The 20,595-nt window shown below is 65.6% G+C and carries 17 protein-coding genes; 12 read left to right on the top strand and 5 right to left on the bottom strand.

Annotation, left to right across the window (positions count from 1 at the left end; translation table 11 throughout):
• Positions 1-24: 24 nt before the first annotated feature.
• Positions 25-906: a LysR family transcriptional regulator gene (locus tag AC1DS3_RS06980; RefSeq protein ID WP_441640222.1), complete on the bottom strand. Its 882-nt coding sequence runs from the start codon at positions 904-906 to the stop codon at positions 25-27.
• A gap of 135 nt (positions 907-1,041) precedes the next feature.
• On the opposite strand from AC1DS3_RS06980, the gene AC1DS3_RS06975 reads away from it, so the two are divergent.
• On the top strand, positions 1,042-1,641 hold the full coding sequence (locus AC1DS3_RS06975) for a short chain dehydrogenase (protein WP_441640223.1): 600 nt from the start codon (positions 1,042-1,044) through the stop codon (positions 1,639-1,641).
• Here AC1DS3_RS06975 and mobB read toward each other — a convergent pair.
• Positions 1,629-2,183 (bottom strand): molybdopterin-guanine dinucleotide biosynthesis protein B, encoded by a 555-nt coding sequence (mobB, locus tag AC1DS3_RS06970; RefSeq protein ID WP_441640224.1) that lies wholly within the window; start codon positions 2,181-2,183, stop codon positions 1,629-1,631. The two genes, AC1DS3_RS06975 and mobB, sit on opposite strands and share 13 nt — an antisense overlap.
• Before the next feature lie 141 nt (positions 2,184-2,324).
• Between mobB and clsB the strand changes: the two genes are divergently transcribed.
• The 7 genes from clsB to AC1DS3_RS06935 all read left to right on the top strand — a co-directional run bounded on the left by clsB (position 2,325) and on the right by AC1DS3_RS06935 (position 12,076).
• Positions 2,325-3,641 (top strand): cardiolipin synthase ClsB, encoded by a 1,317-nt coding sequence (gene clsB, locus AC1DS3_RS06965; RefSeq protein ID WP_441640225.1) that lies wholly within the window; start codon positions 2,325-2,327, stop codon positions 3,639-3,641.
• A gap of 368 nt (positions 3,642-4,009) precedes the next feature.
• Entirely contained in the window at positions 4,010-4,600 is a 591-nt protein-coding gene (locus AC1DS3_RS06960) for a TetR/AcrR family transcriptional regulator (RefSeq protein WP_477126905.1), read from the top strand.
• A gap of 73 nt (positions 4,601-4,673) precedes the next feature.
• Positions 4,674-6,461 carry an acyl-CoA dehydrogenase C-terminal domain-containing protein gene (locus AC1DS3_RS06955; RefSeq protein WP_183035550.1) on the top strand — a complete coding sequence of 596 codons (1,788 nt, stop codon included), beginning with the start codon at positions 4,674-4,676 and terminating at the stop codon, positions 6,459-6,461.
• A 203-nt stretch (positions 6,462-6,664) separates the two neighbouring features.
• A complete protein-coding gene (locus tag AC1DS3_RS06950; protein ID WP_477126893.1) occupies positions 6,665-8,926 on the top strand; it encodes a 3-hydroxyacyl-CoA dehydrogenase NAD-binding domain-containing protein in 2,262 nt (753 codons plus the stop codon).
• An 18-nt stretch (positions 8,927-8,944) separates the two neighbouring features.
• A complete protein-coding gene (locus AC1DS3_RS06945) occupies positions 8,945-10,144 on the top strand; it encodes an acetyl-CoA C-acyltransferase (protein WP_441640236.1) in 1,200 nt (399 codons plus the stop codon).
• A 144-nt stretch (positions 10,145-10,288) separates the two neighbouring features.
• Complete coding sequence (locus AC1DS3_RS06940; protein WP_477126892.1) at positions 10,289-11,245, top strand: DegV family protein; 957 nt, start codon at positions 10,289-10,291, stop codon at positions 11,243-11,245.
• 54 nt (positions 11,246-11,299) lie between these two features.
• Positions 11,300-12,076: an enoyl-CoA hydratase gene (locus AC1DS3_RS06935; RefSeq protein ID WP_477126891.1), complete on the top strand. Its 777-nt coding sequence runs from the start codon at positions 11,300-11,302 to the stop codon at positions 12,074-12,076.
• 11 nt (positions 12,077-12,087) lie between these two features.
• On the opposite strand, the gene AC1DS3_RS06930 is transcribed toward AC1DS3_RS06935, so the two are convergent.
• From AC1DS3_RS06930 to AC1DS3_RS06920, 3 genes are all read right to left on the bottom strand, one after another.
• Positions 12,088-12,771 (bottom strand): Fe2+-dependent dioxygenase, encoded by a 684-nt coding sequence (locus AC1DS3_RS06930; RefSeq protein WP_441640230.1) that lies wholly within the window; start codon positions 12,769-12,771, stop codon positions 12,088-12,090.
• A gap of 55 nt (positions 12,772-12,826) precedes the next feature.
• Positions 12,827-14,701 (bottom strand): TonB-dependent receptor, encoded by a 1,875-nt coding sequence (locus AC1DS3_RS06925; protein WP_477126890.1) that lies wholly within the window; start codon positions 14,699-14,701, stop codon positions 12,827-12,829.
• A gap of 161 nt (positions 14,702-14,862) precedes the next feature.
• Positions 14,863-15,267, bottom strand: coding sequence for an acyl-CoA thioesterase (locus AC1DS3_RS06920; protein ID WP_441640232.1), 405 nt, complete (start codon positions 15,265-15,267; stop codon positions 14,863-14,865).
• A 200-nt stretch (positions 15,268-15,467) separates the two neighbouring features.
• Between AC1DS3_RS06920 and AC1DS3_RS06915 the strand changes: the two genes are divergently transcribed.
• The 4 genes from AC1DS3_RS06915 to AC1DS3_RS06900 all read left to right on the top strand — a co-directional run bounded on the left by AC1DS3_RS06915 (position 15,468) and on the right by AC1DS3_RS06900 (position 20,342).
• Positions 15,468-17,363, top strand: coding sequence for an ABCB family ABC transporter ATP-binding protein/permease (locus tag AC1DS3_RS06915; RefSeq protein WP_477109452.1), 1,896 nt, complete (start codon positions 15,468-15,470; stop codon positions 17,361-17,363).
• 185 nt (positions 17,364-17,548) lie between these two features.
• On the top strand, positions 17,549-18,682 hold the full coding sequence (locus tag AC1DS3_RS06910) for an ABC transporter substrate-binding protein (protein ID WP_477126889.1): 1,134 nt from the start codon (positions 17,549-17,551) through the stop codon (positions 18,680-18,682).
• The gene (locus AC1DS3_RS06905) at positions 18,679-19,542 is read left to right on the top strand and encodes an ABC transporter ATP-binding protein (protein WP_477109453.1); all 864 of its coding nucleotides are present in this window, start codon (positions 18,679-18,681) and stop codon (positions 19,540-19,542) included. Before AC1DS3_RS06910 ends, AC1DS3_RS06905 begins: the two co-directional genes overlap by 4 nt.
• A 2-nt stretch (positions 19,543-19,544) precedes the next feature.
• Positions 19,545-20,342: an ABC transporter permease gene (locus AC1DS3_RS06900; RefSeq protein ID WP_441640235.1), complete on the top strand. Its 798-nt coding sequence runs from the start codon at positions 19,545-19,547 to the stop codon at positions 20,340-20,342.
• Positions 20,343-20,595: the final 253 nt, after the last annotated feature.

The following is a 20,595-nucleotide window of genomic DNA, read 5'->3' as shown; positions in this document are numbered from 1 at the left end:
CCCCAGGCCCTCCTCAGGTCCTCCTCAGGCCCCCATTTTCTCCAGCATGACGTCAACAAAGCAGGCCTGCTTGGGCAGCGGCCGGGGGTCGCGCGGATAGAGCAGGTGGACCGGCCTTGGCACTGGCATCGCGTTTTCCAGCAACGGGACCAGCAGCCCGGCGGCTATGTCCGCCGCCAGCAGCACTTCCGGCTGCATCACCACCCCACAGCCAGCCAGTGCCGCGCGCCGCAGCGCCTGGCCGTTGTTGGCCGCCAGCGGCACCGATGACTTGGGCGCCGCGCCATCCTCGGGGGCCGGCCACCCCATGCCTTGCGGCCACAACAGATGATTCAGACAGCGGTGCCCTGCCAGGTCCGCCAGCGTGCGCGGATGGCCCGCTTGCGCGAGGTAGGCCGGCGCCGCGCAGATCGCCATGCGATACGGCCGCAACGGGCGTGCCACCAGATGGTCGGAGCTGGCTAGTGCGCCGATGCGCACGGCGGCGTCGAAACCATCGGCAATCAGGTCGGTGAAAGCGTCGTCGAGCACCAGTTCCACGGTGACCTCCGGGTAGCGCAGCAGGTAGGCCGAGACCGCTTCGGCTACCGCGGTCTCCCCCAACGTCACCGGCGCGGTCACGCGCAGGCGGCCGCGTGGCTGGCTGTGCAGGCGCTCGGCCACGGTCTCCGCTTTGCGCACGCGCTCCAGGATCTGACGGCATTCCTCCAGGAACAGGTGGCCGGCTTCGGTCAGGCTCTGGCGGCGCGTGCTGCGTTGCAGCAGACGCACGCCCAGATGCCGCTCCAGCTGGCCGACATGCTTGCCTACCATCACCGCCGACAGGCCCAGCGCATCGGCGCAGGCGCTGAAGCTGCCGGCTTCGGCGGCGGCGGCAAACACTTCCATGCTGCGCAGCTTGTCCATGGATTGCTAATAAAAAATTAGGGATGCGCGAAATCCTAGCCCATTTATCCCTCCTGAATCCACTTTCACAATGCATTCCTGATGGCGGCAGAAAGAATGCCGTCTTCCTAGACAACCAGAACCATGGGGAATGCAATGAAAATTGTTGTGATCGGAGCCAGCGGAACGCTCGGGCAGGCGGTAGTACAGAACCTGTCGGCTCGCCACGACGTGGTGCGGGTCGGCAAGTCGCGCGGCGATCATCGGGTCGACCTGACCCGGCCGGAATCCGTGCAGGCCTTGTTCGAAGCGACCGGCCGGGTGGACGCCATCGTTGCCACGACCGGAAGCCTGTTTTTCGGGCCGCTCGCGCAGATGCGGGCCGAAGACTTCGAAATCGGGCTGCAGGACAAGTTGCTCGGACAGGTGCGGCTGGCGCTGGTTGGCCAGCATTTCCTGAACGACGGCGGCTCGATCACGCTCACCAGCGGCATTGTCGGCAGCGAGCCGATCCGCATGGGCGCCAATGCCGGCAGCGTCAATGCGGCGCTGGAAGGGTTCGTGCGTAGCGCGGCGCCCGAGCTGGAGCGCGGCCTGCGCATCAATGTGGTCAGCCCGACGGTAGTGCAGGAATCATGGCCCGCGTATGGCGATTTCTTCCCCGGCTTTGAGCCGGTGCCGGCGGCGCGCGTCGCGCTGGCCTTCCAGCGCAGTGTGGAAGGGCCGCGCAGCGGGCATGTCTATCAGGTCTGGTGAGGCTGCGCCAAGGCGGCGGCCAGTGCGGGCGTAAGTTCGAGCGCGCCGTCGCGGATGACCTGGCAGATCGCGTCAAGGTCCGCCAGGTCCAGCACGGGCAGGGCGGTGAGCACGGCCACCGCCTGCGGCTGGTCGCTGGCGACGGCCACGATGCTCGGCACTTCCGGCCACAGCGCAGGCCTGCCCAGGTCTGGGCGGAACACTTCCAGCTTGGGGAAATCGCTGCGCTTGTAACCCTCCACCAGCACCAGGTCCGTGTCGGCGGGCAGCACGGCCAGCGCATCGGCCAGCTCAGGCGAGGCCTCGGCTTCGGGATAGTGGCGCATCAGCGTGAGGTGCCGCGCGCCCACCAGCACGACGTTGGCGCAGCCTGCCTGGCGCATGCGCCAGGAGTCCTTGCCCGGGGTGTCCGGGTCAAAGCCATGGTGGGTGTGCTTGACGCCGGCCACGCGCAGGCCGGCGGCGGCGAAGCGCGGGATCACTTGATCCAGCAACGTGGTCTTGCCGCTGCCGGACGCACCGGAGATGCCGAAAACCTTCACGATGTCGGGGGGTGCGAGGGGATGAAACGGCGACGATAGCAGAGAACGGCCGCCGCGGCGCGCATGGCCCCACACGCTGTGTGCGCCGCGCGCGCCGCCGGGCGCACGCACAGGACATCGGCGTGCCTGATAATGTGGCTCATGTCATCGATTCCGCCCCCACGCCCGCCCCGCGCGCCGCCTCCCGCGCTTGCCGCAAGCCGCGACGATGCCCCCGCACGCGCGCCGCGGCATGCCGGCCCACTGCGCTCCGAATGGCGCCGCGGCAGGCCTCTGGGCGGCAACGCGGTCCGTTTGCTGCGCGGCGGCAATGAGTTCTTCCCGGCCTTGGTTGCCGCGATCGATCAAGCCGTATTCTCGGTTTCGCTCGAGACGTACATTTATGCCGACGATGCGGTCGGCGCGGCGGTGAGCGACGCGCTGATCCGTGCCGCCGGGCGCGGCGTGGCCGTGCACCTGGTGGTGGACGGTTTCGGCGCTGGCGACATGCCGGCCGGGCTCGCCGAGCGCCTGCGCGAGGGCGGGGCGAGCCTCAAGATCTTCCGTCCGCTGCGCCGCTTTAGCCTGGCACGGCGCAACCTGCGCCGGCTGCACCGCAAGCTGGCCGTGATCGACCAGCAGATCGGCTTTGTTGGCGGCATCAACATCATCGACGACCACAACCATGGGCCCTTCGAGAGCGCCGGGCTCGGCCCCCGCTACGATTTCGCGGTGGAGGTGCGGGGCCCGCTGGTCAACCAGATCGCGCTGACCGCCGAGCGCCTGTGGTGGCAGCTATCGCTGCGCGGCGAAATGCGCAGCGTCGGCCTGGCKGGGGTGGCGGCGGAGTTTCCGCTGATCACCGACCTGCCGCTGCCGCGCCAGGACCAGGCCGGCGGCATGCGCGCCGTGCTGCTGCTGCGCGACAACCTGCGCAACCGCCGCGCCATCGAGCGCCAGTACCTGCAGGCGTTGGGCAGCGCGCGGCGGGAAGTGATCATTGCCAACGCTTATTTCCTGCCTGGGCACAAGATGCGCCGCGCTCTGCTGGCGTGCCGCAAGCGCGGCGTGCGCGTGCGGCTGCTCCTCCAGGGCAGGGTCGAGTACCGTTTGCAGCACTATGCAACCCATTCGCTCTATGCAACCTTGCTCGGCGCCGGCGTGGAGATCTACGAATACGCCGATAGTTTTCTGCACGCCAAGGTGGCCGTGGTCGACGATGCCTGGGCCACGGTGGGCTCCAGCAACATGGACCCGTTCAGCCTGCTGCTGGCCCGCGAGGCCAATGTCGCGGTCTATGACGGCGCGTTCTGCGCCGAGCTGCGCCAGGAGCTGGAGCACGCCATTGCCTCGCGCAGCATCGAGGTCAAGGCCGCCACGCATGCGCGCCGTTCGGCGTTGCGCCGGGTGGCGAACTGGGCCGCTTATATGGTGCTGCGTGTCGGCGTGATCATCGCCGGCGTGACAGGGCGCTACTGATCGCGGGACAATACCCGGTGGGGCGATGCTGCTGTGCATCATTCGCGGCAACAAGGATCGATATCTCGCTGCGTCGCGGCATGTTGCGGCGCAGGAGCGCGGCCGCTGCGTTTAGAAACCCCGATCTAATTAAAAGCTTGCTGCCAGCGGGCGCGATCACAATAATCTGAACGGTCGTTCTTTTTTGCCTTAGACTGCGTGCATTCGCGTCTGCCAGGCGGTGAAGCAGTCAGCCGGGCAGCGAAAAAAATGCATAACGTCAGGGTCATACGCGGCGCGATCCGTTTCGCGCCGCGAAGAACGGAGAAAAAATCATGCGACACCAGTCAGCTCGTCTCGAATCCGCCACTTCCGCGTCCCCCGCGCCCATGCGCAAGGGGGAAATGACGCGCGTGGCAATTCTGGATGCCGCGCTGGAATTGTCGTCCCGCGACGGGCTCGAAGGCTTGACCATCGGGCTGCTCGCGGAACGCATGCAGATGAGCAAAAGCGGCGTGTTCGCGCATTTCGGTTCGCGCGAGGACTTGCAGGTGGAGGTGGTGCGCGAGTATMACCGCCGGTTCGAGCAGGAGGTTTTCTATCCCTCGCTGCACGAGCCGCGCGGGCTGCCGCGCCTGCAGTCCATGGTGCGCCGCTGGATGGAAAAGCGCATCCAGGAAGTGACCACGGGATGCATCTACATCAGCGGGGCGGTGGAGTACGACGACCGCGCGGAAAGCCCGGTGCGTGACGAACTCGTCAAGAGTGTCACCATCTGGCGCGCCGCGCTGACGCGTGCCATCGACCAGGCACGGGAAGAGGGGCACCTGCGCGCGGATTGCGATCCGCGCCTGATGCTGTTTGAAATGTACAGCCTTGAACTAGGCTTGCATCATGACGCCCGCTTCCTGCGCTTGCCCGCGAGTGCCGAGCTTGCCATGGTCGCGCTCAATAAATTGATTCAGTCCTACCGTACCTGACGCCGCCGCGGCGTCCCGTGCCGGATCGTGCACGGGCGGCGTAGCGGCTTTGCAAACCTCCAAGGAGTCTTTGATGGGCCAGTACACCGCACCGTTGCGCGACATGCAGTTCGTGCTCCATGAATTGCTCGGCGTGGAAGCCGAACTCAAGGCGCTGCCGAAGCACGCCGACGTTGACGCGGACACCATCAACCAAGTGCTTGAGGAAGCCGGCAAGTTCTGCTCCGAGGTCGTGTTCCCGCTCAACCAGAGCGGCGACCGCGAAGGCTGTACCTACGTCGGCGACGGCGTGGTGACGGCGCCCAAGGGCTTCAAGGAAGCGTACAAGCAGTACGTGGAAGCCGGCTGGCCGGCACTGGGCTGCGACCCCGAATACGGCGGCCAGGGCCTGCCTATCCTGGTCAACAATGCCTTGTACGAGATGCTGAACTCGGCCAACCAGGCGTGGACCATGTACCCCGGCCTGTCGCACGGCGCGTACGAAGCGCTGCATGCGCACGGCACGCCCGAGCTGCAGAAGGTCTACCTGCCCAAGCTGGTCTCCGGCGAGTGGACCGGCACCATGTGCCTGACCGAGCCGCATTGCGGCACCGACCTGGGCATCCTGCGCAGCAAGGCCGAGCCGCAGGCCGATGGCTCCTACACCATTACCGGCACCAAGATCTTCATCTCGGCCGGCGAGCACGATCTGTCCGCCAACATCATCCACCTGGTGCTGGCACGGCTGCCGGATGCCCCGCAGGGCACCAAGGGCATCTCGCTGTTCGTGGTGCCAAAGTTCGTCCCCGATGCGAGCGGCAACCCGGGCGAGCGCAACGGCATCAAGTGCGGCTCGATCGAGCACAAGATGGGCATCCACGGCAACGCCACCTGCGTGATGAACCTGGATGGCGCGCGCGGCTGGCTGGTGGGCGAGCCCAACAAGGGCCTGAACGCCATGTTCGTGATGATGAACGCCGCCCGCCTGGGCGTGGGCATGCAGGGCCTCGGGCTGACCGAGGTGGCCTACCAGAACTCGCTGGCGTATGCCAAGGACCGCCTGCAGATGCGCGCGCTGACCGGTCCCAAGGCCCCGGACAAGCCGGCTGACCCGATCATCGTGCACCCGGACGTGCGCCGCATGCTGCTGACGCAGAAGGCCTTTGCCGAAGGCGGCCGCGCGTTCAGCTACTGGACCGCGCTGCAGATCGACCGCGAACTGTCGCACCCGGACGAGTCCGTGCGCAAGGAAGCGGGCGACCTGGTTGCGTTGCTCACGCCCGTGATCAAGGCCTTCCTGACCGATAACGCGTTCACCGCCACCAACGAAGGCATGCAGGTGTTCGGCGGCCACGGCTACATCGCCGAGTGGGGCATGGAGCAGTATGTGCGCGACGCGCGTATCAACATGATCTACGAAGGCACCAACACCATCCAGGCGCTGGACCTGCTGGGGCGCAAGATCCTGGGCGACATGGGCGCCAAGATGAAGGCCTTCGGCAAGATCGTGCAAGCGTTCGTCGAGGAAGAGGGCACCAACGAAGCCATGCAGGAGTTCGTCAATCCGCTGGCCGACCTGGGCGACAAGGTGCAGAAGCTCACCATGGAAATCGGCATGAAGGCCATGGGCAACCCCGACGAAGTCGGCGCGGCCGCCGTGCCTTACCTGCGCGTGGTGGGCCACCTGGTGTTCTCGTACTTCTGGGCCCGCATGGCCAAGATCGCGCTGGAGAAGGAAGCCAGCGGCGACAAGTTCTACACCACCAAGCTGGCGACCGCACGCTTCTACTTTGCCAAGCTGCTGCCGGAGACGGCATCGCAGATCCGCATGGCACGCGCTGGTTCGGCCACGCTGATGGCGCTGGACGCGGATCTGTTCTGACGGACTGTTTGTCCTGAATTAATGCGGTTGTCTTAGCGCGGGCGCAAGCTGTTTGCCACGGCGCTGCGGATGCCGATGGTGTGCTCCCCTCTCCCATGAAATGGGAGAGGGGAGCACACCGGCAGCAGCAGGAACTGAAGCAACCCCAGCGCCACGCGCAGCCAGCCCACCTCATCTCAACGCTCACTTTCCTAGGAGCGCGCATGTCCAATTTCATCGTCAAGAAGGTCGCCGTGCTGGGTGCCGGCGTCATGGGGGCGCAGATCGCCGCCCATCTCGTCAACGCCCGCGTGCCCGTGGTGCTGTTCGACCTTCCGGCCAAGGAAGGCCCCAAGAACGGCATCTCGCTGCGTGCCATCGAGAACCTGAAGAAGCTCTCGCCGGCACCGCTGGGCATCAAGGACGAAGCCGGCCTGATCCAGGCTGCCAACTATGAGGACGACCTCGCGCTGCTCAAGGAGTGCGACGTGGTGATCGAGGCCATCGCCGAGCGCATGGACTGGAAGCACGATCTGTACAAGAAGGTCGCACCGCACCTGGCATCGCACACGATCTTCGCCACCAATACCTCGGGCCTGTCGATCACCGCGCTGTCCGATGGTTTCGACGCGGACCTGAAATCGCGCTTCTGCGGCGTGCACTTCTTCAACCCGCCGCGCTACATGCACCTGGTGGAGCTGATCCCGACCGCCACCACGCAGCCGGCGATCCTGGACCGCCTGGAAACCTTCCTGACTTCCACGCTCGGCAAGGGCGTGGTGCGCGCCAAGGACACGCCGAACTTCATCGCCAACCGCGTTGGCATCTTCTCGATCCTGGCGGTGTTCGCCGAGGCTGAGAAGTACGGCATCCCCTTCGACGTGGTCGACGACCTGACCGGCTCCAAGCTGGGCCGCGCCAAGTCCGCCACCTTGCGCACCGCCGATGTGGTGGGCCTGGACACCATGGCCCACGTGATCAAGACCATGCAGGACACCCTGCTGGACGATCCGTTCGCGCCGGTGTACAAGACGCCCGCCGTGCTCAAGGGGCTGGTGGATGCGGGCGCATTGGGCCAGAAGACCGGCGCCGGCTTCTACAAGAAGGAAGGCAAGGCCATCAAGGTGCTGGATCCCAAGACGGGCCAATACGTCGACTCGGGCAAGAAGGCCGACGAGATCGTGGTGCGCATGCTGAAGAAGGAACCGGCCGAGCGCATCAAGCTGCTGCGCGAGTCCACCAACCCGCAGGCGCAGTTCCTGTGGGCGGTGTTCCGCGACGTGTTCCACTACATCGGCGTCTACCTCGAGCAGATCGCCGGCTCCGCCGCCGATATCGACCTGGCGATCCGCTGGGGCTTCGGCTGGAATTCCGGCCCCTTCGAGGACTGGCAGTCGGCTGGCTGGAAGCAGGTGGCCCAGTGGGTGAAGGAAGACATCGAAGCCGGCAAGGGCCTGGCCAACGTGGCGCTGCCCGCATGGGTCTTCGAAGGGCCGGTGGCCGAGAACCAGGGCGTGCATGGCGCGCAGGGTTCATGGTCGCCCGCCGCGCAAGCCTTCGTGCAGCGCAATGCGTTGCCGGTGTACGAGCGCCAGGTGTTCCGTGCCACGGTCAAGGGCACTGCCGCAACGGATCCGCGCAAGGCCGGCCGCACCGTGGAAGAAAACGATGCCGTGCGCATCTGGGTGAGCGAGGGCCAGGACGATGTGCTGGTGGTCTCGTTCAAGAGCAAGATGAACACCATCGGCCCGGACGTGATCGACGGCCTGACGCGCGCCATCGACCTGGCCGAAGCCGAGTACAAGGGCCTGGTGGTGTGGCAGCCCACGTCGCTGCAACTGGGCGCGCCGGGCGGCCCGTTCTCCGCGGGCGCCAACCTGGAAGCCGCGATGCCGGCCTTCATGATGGGCGGCGCCAAGGGCATCGAGCCCTTCGTCAAGAAGTTCCAGGACGGCAGCCTGAAGGAGGCCGCGCTGGCTGCCGCACGTGCTGCGCAAGCCGCCGGCAGCACCAACTACCTGCAGTTCCTCACCAATCGCTTCCAGGCAGCGGCCATGGCCAAGGTCTCCTCCTCGGCGCTGGACGCGCAGAAGCTGGGCTACCTGCAGCCATCGGACACCATCGTGTTCAACGTGCATGAGCTGCTCTACGTGGCGCAGAACGAAGTGCGCGCGCTGTCCAACGCCGGCTACCGCGCCCCGGTGCCGGGCACGCTGGTGCCGGTGGCAGGCCGCTCCGGCATTGCCACCATCAAGGCGTCGCTGGCCAATATGCGCGACGGCGGCTTCATCTCCGCGCACGACTTCCTGATTGCCAGCCGCATCGCCGAGGCAGTGTGCGGCGGCGAAGTGGAAGCCGGCTCGCTGGTCAGCGAGGAATGGCTGCTGGCGCTGGAACGCAAGGCCTTTGTCGACCTGCTCGGCACGGGCAAGACCCAGGAACGCATCATGGGCATGCTGCAGACCGGCAAGCCGGTGCGCAACTAAGGCAAGCGAGGAACCGACATCATGAAACAACTGCAAGACGCATACATCGTTGCCGCAACCCGCACGCCGATCGGCAAGGCTCCCAAGGGCGCGTTCAAGAACACCCGTCCGGACGACCTGCTGGCCACCATCCTGCGCGCGGCTGTGGCGCAGGTGCCTAACCTCGATCCCAGGCTGATCGAAGACGCCATCGTTGGCTGCGCCATCCCTGAGGCGCAGCAGGGCCTGAACGTCGCGCGCATCGGCGCGCTGCTGTCGGGCCTGCCGAATACCGTGGGCGGCATCACCGTCAACCGCTTCTGCGCCTCCGGCCTGTCGGCCGTGGCCATGGCCGCTGACCGCATCCGCGTGGGCGAGTCCGACGTGATGATCGCCGCTGGCGTGGAATCGATGAGCATGGTGCCGATGATGGGCAATTCGCCGTCGATGTCGCCGGCGATCTTCGAGCGCGACGAGAACATCGGCATCGCCTACGGCATGGGCCTGACCGCCGAGAAGGTCGCACAGCAATGGCAGGTCAACCGCGAAGACCAGGATGCTTTCTCGCTCGCTTCGCACCAGAAGGCGATCCGCGCCCAGCAGGCCGGCGAGTTCAAGGACGAAATCACCCCGATCGAGATCGTCGAGAAATTCCCCAACCTGGCCAGCGGCCTGGTCGACGTGAAGACACGCACCATCTCGCTCGACGAAGGCCCGCGTCCGGAGACYTCGATCGAAGGCCTGGGCAAGCTGCGCCCGGTGTTTGCCAACAAGGGCAGCGTCACCGCCGGCAACAGCTCGCAGACTTCGGATGGCGCCGGTGCGCTGATCCTGGTTTCGGAAAAGATCCTCAAGCAGTTCAACCTCGTGCCGCTGGCGCGCTTTGTGTCGTTCGCGGTGCGCGGCGTGCCGCCCGAGATCATGGGCATCGGCCCCAAGGAAGCGATTCCCGCGGCGCTCAAGGCGGCCGGCCTCACGCAGGACCAGATGGACTGGATCGAGCTGAACGAGGCCTTCGCCGCGCAGTCGCTGGCGGTGATGCGCGACCTGCAGCTGGACCCGGCCAAGGTCAACCAGATGGGCGGCGCGATCGCACTGGGCCACCCGCTGGGCGCCACCGGAGCGATCCGTTCGGCCACCGTGGTGCATGCGCTGCGCCGTAACAACCTGAAGTACGGCATGGTCACCATGTGCGTCGGCACCGGCATGGGCGCGGCAGGTATCTTCGAGCGCGTCTAAACGCGCCGTGGGGCAGGCAGCCTGGGCGCCAGGTGCGTTCGTGCTGCCCGCCCCGAACTCTCTATCAGGTGAAGAAAGCGGTGCCATCACAAGGAGACAGCTGCCGCCTCGATGCGGCTCGCCTGACAGGGAGGAAACAACTACATGCAGGAGACACTCATCCTGGYCGACGCCGCGTGCGACATGCCGCGCTCGCTGATGGCCGAGCTTGGCGTGCGCACGGTGCCGTTCCGCATTCGCGCGGGCGACCGCTTTGTGGCCGACGTGCGCGACGAGCCGGCCTTGCCGTCGCTTTACGAACAGTATCTGGTCGGCAAGCAGGACCACTACGCTGAATCCATCCCCTTGCTGGAGCGCGAGATCGAAGACCACCTGCTCAAGCATGTGGTGACCTCATGCGACCGCGCGCTGCTGCTCACCATCGCCAGCAGCCGCAGCAAACTGTATGCGCATGCCTCGGGCGCCGTGGTTGGCACCGTGGCCAGGAGCTTCAAGGCACGCAAGGACGCGGGGCGCACGGGGTTGTTCGAGCTGAAGGTGATCGACACCGGCGCGATCGGCCCGGGCCAGGCGCTGATCGTGCGCGAGGCGGCGCGCCTGCTGGGCGGCGGCGCCAGCGCGCAAACGGTGGTGGAGGCCGTGGAGACACGCCTGCGCGATGCCGCGCATATGTTCCTGGTGCCCGACGAGTTGCTCTACATGTACACGCGGGCCAAGCACAAGGGCGAGAACAGTATCACCTGGGGCCGCTACATGCTCGGCAGCGCGTTCAATATCCGCCCCGTCGTGCATATGCATTGCGGCCAGACCGAGCCGGTGGCCAAGGCGCGCGGCGCGGACGAAGGCATGCGCCGCGTGATGGCGCATGCGCAGCAGTGCATCCGCAGCGGCCGCTTGCTCAGCCCGGCGGTATCGCTGAGCTATGCCGGGCCACCCGGGGCGATTCAAGCGTTGCCTGCCTATCAGTCGCTCGCGCGCACCGCGCAGCAGCATGGCGTGGAACTGATGCTGGCGCCGATGAGCCTGACGGTGGCGCTCAACGTCGGCGCAAAGGCGTTCGGGATGAGCTATCTTTGCGAGGATCCGCCGGCGTTCGAGTGAACGGGCTTCAGCATGGCGGACAAGTCAACCAAGCAGTAAGGAGAAGACGATTTCATGAGCATCCTGACCACCATCGAGCAAGGCATCCTGACCCTTGAGTTCGATCGCCTCGACAAGAAGAACGCCATCACGGCGGCGATGTACCAGGCCATGGCCGATGCGCTGCGCGTCGCCGATGCCGACCCCGCCGTGCGCGTGATCGTGATCCGCGGCAAGCCGGAAGTATTTACCGCGGGCAATGACCTGGAAGACTTCATGCAGCGTCCGCCCACCTCGGACGAGGGCGGGCAGCCGGCGCCGGTATTCCAGTTCCTGCAGCAGATCAGCCAGGCCAGCAAGCCGCTGGTGGCGGCGGTGAGCGGCCCGGCGGTGGGCGTGGGCACCACCATGCTGCTGCATTGCGACCTGGTCTATGTCTCCGAGACGGCCAAGCTGTCGCTGCCGTTCGTGCAGCTGGGCCTGTGCCCGGAGGCGGCATCGAGCATGCTGCTGCCGCGCCTGCTGGGTCACCAGCGCGCTGCCGAGAAACTGATGCTGGGTGAGGCGTTCAGCGCGCAGGAAGCGCTACAGATCGGCCTGGCCACGCGCGTGCTGCCGGTGKCGGAGCTCAACGAGTTCGTGYAGCAGCAGGCGCGCAAGCTGGCCGCGCTGCCGGCTTCGTCGCTGCGGGAAACCAAGCGGCTGATGAAGGGCGGCGACAAGGCTGCCGTGCAGGCCAAGATGGCGGAGGAGGGCGAGGTGTTCCGGCGCATGCTGCAGGCGCCGGAAGCCAAGGAGGCGTTCAAGGCGTTCTTCGAGAAGCGCCGCCCGGATTTCTCGCGCTTCAGTTAAGCCTGCGGCGTTCAAGGCGTCGCCCATTCGCGCAGCAGATTGTGGTAGACGCCGGTGAGGCGCACCACGGTGGCGTGTCCATGGCCAAGCGCATGCCCGATTTCCTGGATGGCGGTGTCCAGGTCGAACAATAGGGCGCGCTGGCGGGCGTCGCGCAGCAGGCTCTGGATCCAGAAGAACGCGCATAGCCGCGTGCCCCGGGTCACCGGGCTGACACGGTGCAGGCTGGAAGCGGGGTACAGGATCATGTCGCCGGCGGGTAGCTTGACCGCATGCGTTCCATAGGTATCTTCGACGATCAGTTCGCCGCCGTCGTAGTCGTCGGGCTCGCACAGGAAGAGTGTGGCCGAGATGTCCGTGCGGATGCTGTCCGAGCCGTCGGGCAGGTAGCGGATGGCATTGTCGACATGGGTGCCGAAGGATTGTCCGCCCGCATAGGCGTTGAACAGCTTGGGGTAGATCCTGGCCGGCAGCGCCGCCGAGAAGAACAGGGGATGGCGCCGCAAGGCCTGCTCGATCATCGCGGCGACACGCCCGCCCTGCGGGGAGTCGTGCGGCAATTGCAGATTGTCCTTGGCGAGGGAGGACTGGAATCCTGCGGTCGCCTTGCCGTCGGCCCAATCGGCCTGCGTCAGCAGGCTTACGCTTTCCCGCACCTGTTCCGGCGTCAGCACGCCGGGTATGTGAATCATCATTTGGCTGACCTTGGGCCGGGGGCATCCGCTGCGGCGACGCCCCCCGCGCGTAGCGTTAGAAGGAGTAGACGGCTGACAGCACCGCGGAGCGGCCGTCGCCGTACTCGATCGCGGACGAGCGCGATGCGCTGCCCAGCGTCTGGCGCACCCGCTCCACATAGGCCTTGTTGAAGAGGTTGTCGACGTTGAGCTGGAACTTGAGGTTCTTGTTCGGCGCATAGCCGAGCATGGCGTTGTGCACCAGGTAGGCACCAAGCGTGCCGTCCCCCACCGATGTCACGTTGCGCCTGCCGATGAAGCGCGCGCCGTAGCCCAGCGTCCAGCCCGCGGGCACCAGTCCCCCCGTGCCCTTGTTCACGCCCGAGCCGGTGCTGACCAGGTACTCGGCGGACGGGTTGAAGGACGTGCCGTAGGCGAAATAGATCCTGCCGTTGTCCGTGGGCTTGAACACCAGTCCCGCCCGGCCGCTGAGCTGGTTGGTGGTGCTGTCCGCGCGCTCGGTTGCCTTGCCCAGCGGCGTGCTCTCGGCGCTGCCATCTATCCAGTCGTAGCGCAGGCCAAGGTTCAGGTCCCAGTGCTTGCCCAGGGCGATGGTGTCAAGCGCGTACAGCGCCTTTACGTCAAGCCATGTCTTGGTGCGCGCGCTGTCGCGCCGGTCGGTGGGCGCGCTCCAGTAGCCTGGCGGGTTGGAGAGATCGAAGCCGTTGGCGGGATAGTACCTGGCGAGATAGTAGGAATAGGTGGTCCGGTCGTAGGTCTCGCGTGAGATCTCGAAGCCACTGACGAGGGTGTGTCCCAGCCCCAAGGTGTCGAAGCGGCTGGTCAGGTTGGTCTGGTTGATCCACAGCTCGGTGGCCGAGTCGCGGCCATAGCCCTGCGGCCCTGCCGGCCGGTAGCGGCCCGGCGGCAGCCCCGTCTGGTTCACGTGCGAGGCAGAGATCACGGTGTCGCGGTGCAGGCGCGAATAGCGGGTCAGGTTCTGCAGCTTGAGCTTGTCGTTGAATTCGTGTTCGAACTTGACGGTGGCCGCATCGGTGGTGATGTTCTCCCGGTCCACGTTGCGCCAGCCGAAGTAGCCGTGCCGGCTGACGCCCGCGAGCCGCTGGCCGTTCAGCGCTGGCACGCCGTAGTCGGGCAGGTTGTCGTCGCTCTGGTGGAAATAGCTCAGCGTCAGGCGCGTCGGCGATTGCATGCCGAAGGTGATCGATGGCGCGATGCCCCAGCGGCGGCGTTCGATGACGTCGCGGCCCGGTATGTCATTCTCGTGCGCCATCAGGTTCAGGCGGACGACCGCCGCGGGCCCGTCCCACGGCAGCGGCTGGTTGGTGTCCAGGGTCAGGCGGTGGAAGCTGGCAGTGCCGAGCCCGCCGCCGACGTGCGTGAACCTGTCCGCCTTCGGTTGCTTGCTGATCATGTTGATGTTGCCGCCGGTGGTGCCAGCGCCGCCGAAGACCGAATTCGGCCCTTTGATCACCTCGRCCGCTTCGAGGTTGAAGAGGTCGGAACGGTTGTTCTGCCCGCTGTCGCGCAAGCCGTCGATCTGCATGTTCGCGTTGGCGCTGAAGCCGCGGATATTGATGCTGTCGCCGGAGCCGCCACCACCCTCGCCGGCGTTGAAGGTGATGCCGGAGACGTTGGAAAGCGCCTGCCGCAAGCTCAAGGCGTTCTGTTCCTCCAGCACGTGCTGCGGCACCACCGTGATGGTCTGGGGCGTATCGAGCAGTGGCGCCGCGTATTTTGCCGAGCCGGAGGCTTCGACCTTGGAGCTGGGTGCCTGCGTTCCCGTGACCGTGACCGGCGCCAGTTCGATGTGTTTGCCCTGCCGTTGTAAATCGTCTGCCAGGACCGGTGTAGCGCAGGCCGCCGCCAGGACGGCGGAAGCGAGGGAGCGCCGCGGTGGCAGCGCGGCAGACCTGATGTACGAACGCATGCAATCCTCCTTAAACAATAATGATAATCATTATCATTTAAGGATTTGGGAAGAGGCGGGACAATCGGAGGCGTCTGAATGTACCGGCGGAAATTTCTGCATTTCCTCCGGGAGCTCAGCGCAGACGCTGACCCGCTCGCGCCGGCTTCAGCCGCGGCCGCTTATATCGCTGGCAACACCCGCGGTTGCCTTGCATCGTCCGTCGCCACATAGGTCAGGATGGCTTCTGTCACCTTGACGATCTCGTGGCTGTGGCGCATGCGCTGCGCATAGACTTCCACTGATACCGTGATCGAGGTGCGGCCCGTTTTCTCAATATCGGCGTAGAAGCTCACCAGGTCGCCGACAAAGACCGGGTGCTTGAACAGGAAGGAGTTCACCGCCACGGTGGCCACGCGGCCCTGCGCGCGTTCCACCGCCGGGATCGAGCCGGCAATGTCCACCTGGGCCATGATCCAGCCGCCGAAGACGTCGCCGTGCACATTGGCGTCCGATGGCATGGGGACCACGCGCAGGGCGGGATTCTTGCCGGCAGGCAGGCAGGGGAGGGCGTCGGCTTGATTCATGATGGCTTGAGCTTGGATAGGGTTGGAGCTGGGTGGCAAGGGCTGCGCTGGGGTGCCGGCGCGCTGGTGCGCATGTCGGAGTGACCTTGCCGCCGTGCGGCCCGGGTGTCGCGGCRGTTCCGTGACGAGGGTAAACGGTGTGGCGCCGGCTAACAAAGACGATCTCTGCCACAATCGCATATTCGCCCGAATTCTAACGTATGCGACGCTACTCTACGTCGGCCGAGCCGTCCCCCGCCCAGCCTTCTTCCCTCTTCGGCAAATCCAACGTTCCCCGCAGCGATTGGCAGACCGTGCGCAACCTGTTGCCCTATGTCTGGCATTACAAATGGCGAGTGATTCTGGCGCTGGTGTGCCTGGTGGCGGCCAAGGTGGCCAACCTGGGCGTGCCGATCCTGATGAAAAAGCTGGTGGACAACATGAATGTTCCCGCCGGCAGCGCGAGCGCGCTGCTGGTGGTGCCGGTGGGGCTGATCGTCGCCTACGGGATACTGCGCTTGTCCGGCACGCTGTTTACCGAGTTGCGCGAGATCCTGTTCTCCAAGGTCACGCAGAGCGCGGTGCGCGAGATCGCGCTGCAGGTGTTTCGCCACCTGCACGCGCTGTCGCTGCGTTTTCACCTGGACCGCCAGACCGGCGGCATGAGCCGCGACATCGAGCGCGGCACGCGCGGCATCCAATCGCTGATCTCCTACTCGCTCTACAGCATCCTGCCGACCCTGGTCGAGATGGGGCTGGTGATGGGCTTCTTCATCCTGCACTACGACATCTGGTTCGCTGCCATCACGGGCTGCGCGCTGGTGAGCTATATCGTGTTCACCATCGTGGTGACCGAGTGGCGCACGCACTTCCGGCGCAAGATGAACGAGCTGGATTCGCGCGCCAACCAGAAGGCGATCGATTCCCTGCTCAACTTCGAGACCGTCAAGTACTTCGGCAACGAGGAGTACGAGGCCGGCCGCTATGACGAGAACCTGCGCAAGTACCGCACCGCGGCGATCCGCTCGCAAAACTCGCTGTCGTTCCTCAACTTCGGCCAGCAGGCCATCATCGCCACCGGCCTGATCATGATCCTGTGGCGCGCCACCGTGGGCGTGGCGGCGGGCAAGCTCACGCTGGGCGATCTGGTGCTGGTCAATACGCTGATGATCCAGCTGTACATTCCGCTGAACTTCCTCGGCGTGATCTACCGCGAGATCAAGCAGGCCACCACCGACATGGACCGCATGTTCGTGCTGCTGGGCACCAACCGCGAAGTCGCAGATGCGCCGGACGCCGCGGCCTTGCGCGTGCAGGGCGCGGCGGTGCGTTTCAACCGTGTCGGGTTTGGCTACGAGAGCAACCGCGTGATCCTGGACGAGGTGGACTTCGCCATCGCCGCCGGCACCACTACCGCGGTGGTGGGCCACAGCGGCTCGGGCAAGTCCACGCTGGCGCGGCTGTTGTTCCGCTTCTATGACGTGAGCAGCGGCGGCATCGAGATCGACGGCCAGGATATCCGCGCGATCACGCAGGACAGCCTGCGCCGCGCCATCGGCATCGTGCCGCAGGACACCGTGCTGTTCAACGACAGCATCTACTACAACATCGCCTACGGCCGCCCCGACGCCAGCCGCGACGAAGTCATCGAGGCCGCGCGCGCGGCCCAGATCGACGGCTTTATCCGCGAGCTGCCGCAGGGCTACGACACGCCGGTGGGCGAGCGCGGCCTCAAGCTGTCGGGCGGGGAGAAGCAGCGCGTCGCCATTGCCCGCACGCTGCTGAAGAACCCGCCAATCCTGGTCTTCGATGAAGCCACCTCGGCGCTGGATTCCCGTACCGAGCAAGCCATCCAGGCCGAGCTGATGCGGCTGGCGCAGAACCGCACCACGCTGCTGATCGCGCACCGGCTCTCTACGGTGGTGCATGCCGACCAGATCCTGGTGATGGACCACGGCCGTATCATCGAGCGCGGCACCCATGCCGAACTGATGCGGCTCGACGCCCGCTACGCCGAGATGTGGCATATCCAGGCGCGCAGCGCGGCAGAGAGCGAGGCCCCCGTGGAGGATGTCGCGCTGGCGATCGAAGCCGGCGACGCAACCCAGGACGCCTGACACGGCAATCGCCAGGGCCGCAATGAATTGTTGACAATCCATTGTGGCAAACCGGCCAGAACCATCCGGTTGCACGAATTTGGTTCGACAATAGGTGGCGTATCAGCCCCATCATGGTGCGTGTTTGCATGGCACGCGCCTTGCGGACGAACTATCCAGGAAGACGACTAACTGGAGAGAGTTCAATGCCGCTATTCCGTGCCGYCACCCCGTTCGAGGCCACTGCCGCTCACGTCGGCGCCCAACCCGCCCATGCCGCGCCCGGCGCTGCCGTATCCACCGCGCGCCGCCGCTGGCTGCAGCTTGGCATGGCGCTGGGCACTGCCCTGGTGCTGTCGACACAATTTGCCGGCGAGGCGTACGCCCAGACCAAAGTCCGCTTCCAGCTCGACTGGCGCTTCGAAGGCCCGTCTGCGCTGTTCCTGCTGGGCGAGCGGAAGGGCTACTACAAGGCCGAGAAGCTCGATGTGTCGATCGACGCCGGCAACGGATCGGGCAACGTGGTCAACCGCGTGGCTTCCGGCACCTACGACATGGGCTTTGCCGACCTGGCCTCGGTGATGGAGTTCTATGGCAACAACCCGGATGCCAAGAACAAGCCGGTGGCCGTGATGATGGTCTACAACAACACGCCCGCCGCCGTGCTCGCGCTGAAGAAGTCCGGCATCAAGACCCCGCACGACCTGGCCGGCAAGAAGCTCGGCGCACCGGTATTCGACGCCGGCCGCCGCGCCTTCCCGATCTTCGCCAAGGCAAACGGCCTGCAGGCATCGAGCTTCAACTGGCAGGCGATGGACCCGACCCTGCGCGAGACCATGCTCACGCGCGGCGACCTCGACGCCATCACGGGCTTTTCCTTCACCTCCATCCTCAACCTGAATGCGCGTGGCGTGAAGGACGAGGACATCGTGGTGCTGCCTTACCCGCAATACGGCGTGAAGCTGTACGGCAACGCCGTGATCGCCTCGGAAGACTTCCTCAAGAAGAACCCGGAGGCGGTCAAGGCCTTCCTGCGCGCCTTCGCCAAATCGGCCAAGGACGTCATCGCCAAGCCGGAAGAGGGCATCAAGGCGGTCAAGGCGCGTGACGGCATCATCGACGAGAAGCTCGAGACCAAGCGCCTGAAGATGGCGCTGGACAGCGTCGTCAAGTCGCCCGACGCGCGCGTCGAGGGCTTTGGCCGCGTCAACAAGCCGCGCCTGTCGCTGATGGCTTCGCAAGTGGCCGACGCCTTCGGCACCAAGGGCCGCATCAACCCCGACAACCTGTGGACCGATGCCTACCTGCCGTCCGCTGCCGAACTGGATGTGCTGCGATGACGCTTGGCACCACTTCCCTGCGCACCGGGGCCGCGCTTGCTGCCGAACTGCCGGACGAGCCGGCGGCGCAACCCTTCGTCGAGTTCAACCGGGTCTGGCTCGCCTATAACGACGAGCTTGCCCGCCAGGGTGAGTTCGCCATCGAGGACATCTCGCTGCAGGTCGAGCCGGGCGAGTTCATCGCCATCGTCGGGCCTTCCGGCTGCGGCAAGTCCACCTTCATGAAGCTGGCGACCGGGCTCAAGCCGGCCACGCGCGGCGTGGTCAGGATCGCCGGCGAGAAGGTCACCGGCCCGCTCAAGATGGTTGGCATGGCCTTCCAGGCGCCGACGCTGCTGCCCTGGCGCACCACGTTGCAGAATGTCATGCTGCCGCTGGAAATCGTCGAGCCCTACCGCTCCACACTGCGCCAGCAGCGCGAGGAGTACACGGCGCGCGCACGCGAGCTGCTGCGCACCGTGGGCCTGGCCGGCTACGAGGACAAGTACCCGTGGCAGCTCTCCGGCGGCATGCAGCAGCGTGCCTCGATMTGCCGCGCGCTGATCCACGAACCGCGCATGCTGCTGCTCGATGAGCCCTTTGGCGCGCTCGACGCTTTTACCCGCGAGGAGCTGTGGTGCGTGCTGCGCGACCTGTGGCAGGCCCAGCGCTTCAACGTGATCCTGGTCACCCACGACCTGCGCGAGGCTGTGTTCCTGGCTGACACCGTCTACGTGATGAGCCAGCGCCCTGGGCGCATCCTCACGCGCAAGGGGATCGACCTGCCGCGTCCGCGCGACCTCGACCTGACCTATACCGAACCCTTTGCCGACCTCGTGCATGCGCTGCGCGAGAAGATCGGCCACGTACGGCAGCACTGACCATGAGCACTTTCTCTTCCTCGATGAGCGCGGCTCAGCAACGCCGCGTGCAGCGCGTGGCGCCGTGGCTGCTGCTGGGCACGTTCCTGCTGCTGTGGCAGGGCGCGTGCCTTGTGTTCAATGTGTCGGACTTCATCCTGCCCAGCCCCAGCGCGATCGTCACGTCGCTGCTCGACTACTGGGATGTGATTGCCGGCCACGCCTGGCGTACCTTCTGGACCACCATGGTTGGCTTTGGCCTTGCCATCATCGTGGGCGTGGTGCTGGGTTTGCTGATGGGCTCGTCCAAGCTGGCGTACGCCGCCGGGTATCCGCTGATGACGGCGTTCAATGCGTTGCCGAAGGCGGCCTTCGTGCCGATCCTGGTGGTGTGGTTCGGGCTCGGCGCCGGCCCGGCGATCCTGACCGCCTTCCTGATCTCGTTCTTCCCGATCATGGTCAATATCGCTACAGGGCTGGCTACGCTGGAGCCGGAACTGGAGGATGTGCTGCGCGTACTTGGTGCAAAGCGCACCGATGTGTTGCTCAAGGTCGGGCTGCCGCGGTCGATGCCTTACTTCTTTGCTTCGCTCAAGGTGGCGATCACGCTGGCGTTCGTCGGCACTACCGTGTCGGAGATGAGTGCAGCCAATGAGGGTATCGGCTATCTGCTGGTGTCCGCCGGATCGGCGATGAAGATGCCGCTGGCGTTTGCCGGGCTGGTGGTGATCGCCGTGATGGCGATGGTGATGTATGAGTTTTTTGCGGTGGTGGAGAGGCGGATGACGGGGTGGGCGCATCGGGGGGGAATTGAGGGCTAGAGGGGGTCGTTTGGGCGGTGTTGGTTTTTGTACCCAAGGTGCCATATGACATTGCTCTGCGGGGTTGGTCGCTGTTTCTCTTTGAGCGGTGTTGGTTTTTGGGGCCTGTCAGAAATTTTGTGTTTAGGGCATAACATGTCGCCAAGGAGCATGTATGCCACGCAAGACGAAGACCAGCCAAGCCGCAGACCGTGAACTGCCGGCCATTCCCGAAGACCTGATCGCCCATTTCGTTAAGGGTCCCATGACTGAC

The sequence above is a fragment of the Cupriavidus sp. 01L46 genome (assembly GCF_056399905.1).
Note: the sequence above shows the minus strand (reverse complement) of the source record. Positions and strands in the feature narration are given on the sequence as shown.

What these genes read in the sequence shown, in the direction of transcription:
- AC1DS3_RS06930 (WP_441640230.1), bottom strand. Translation starts at nt 12,771, where the DNA reads ATGATGATTCACATACCCGGCGTGCTGACGCCGGAACAGGTGCGGGAA.
- AC1DS3_RS06920 (WP_441640232.1), bottom strand. Translation starts at nt 15,267, where the DNA reads ATGAATCAAGCCGACGCCCTCCCCTGCCTGCCTGCCGGCAAGAATCCC.
- AC1DS3_RS06900 (WP_441640235.1), top strand. Translation starts at nt 19,545, where the DNA reads ATGAGCACTTTCTCTTCCTCGATGAGCGCGGCTCAGCAACGCCGCGTG.
- AC1DS3_RS06950 (WP_477126893.1), top strand. Translation starts at nt 6,665, where the DNA reads ATGTCCAATTTCATCGTCAAGAAGGTCGCCGTGCTGGGTGCCGGCGTC.
- AC1DS3_RS06980 (WP_441640222.1), bottom strand. Translation starts at nt 906, where the DNA reads ATGGACAAGCTGCGCAGCATGGAAGTGTTTGCCGCCGCCGCCGAAGCC.
- AC1DS3_RS06915 (WP_477109452.1), top strand. Translation starts at nt 15,468, where the DNA reads ATGCGACGCTACTCTACGTCGGCCGAGCCGTCCCCCGCCCAGCCTTCT.
- AC1DS3_RS06975 (WP_441640223.1), top strand. Translation starts at nt 1,042, where the DNA reads ATGAAAATTGTTGTGATCGGAGCCAGCGGAACGCTCGGGCAGGCGGTA.
- AC1DS3_RS06955 (WP_183035550.1), top strand. Translation starts at nt 4,674, where the DNA reads ATGGGCCAGTACACCGCACCGTTGCGCGACATGCAGTTCGTGCTCCAT.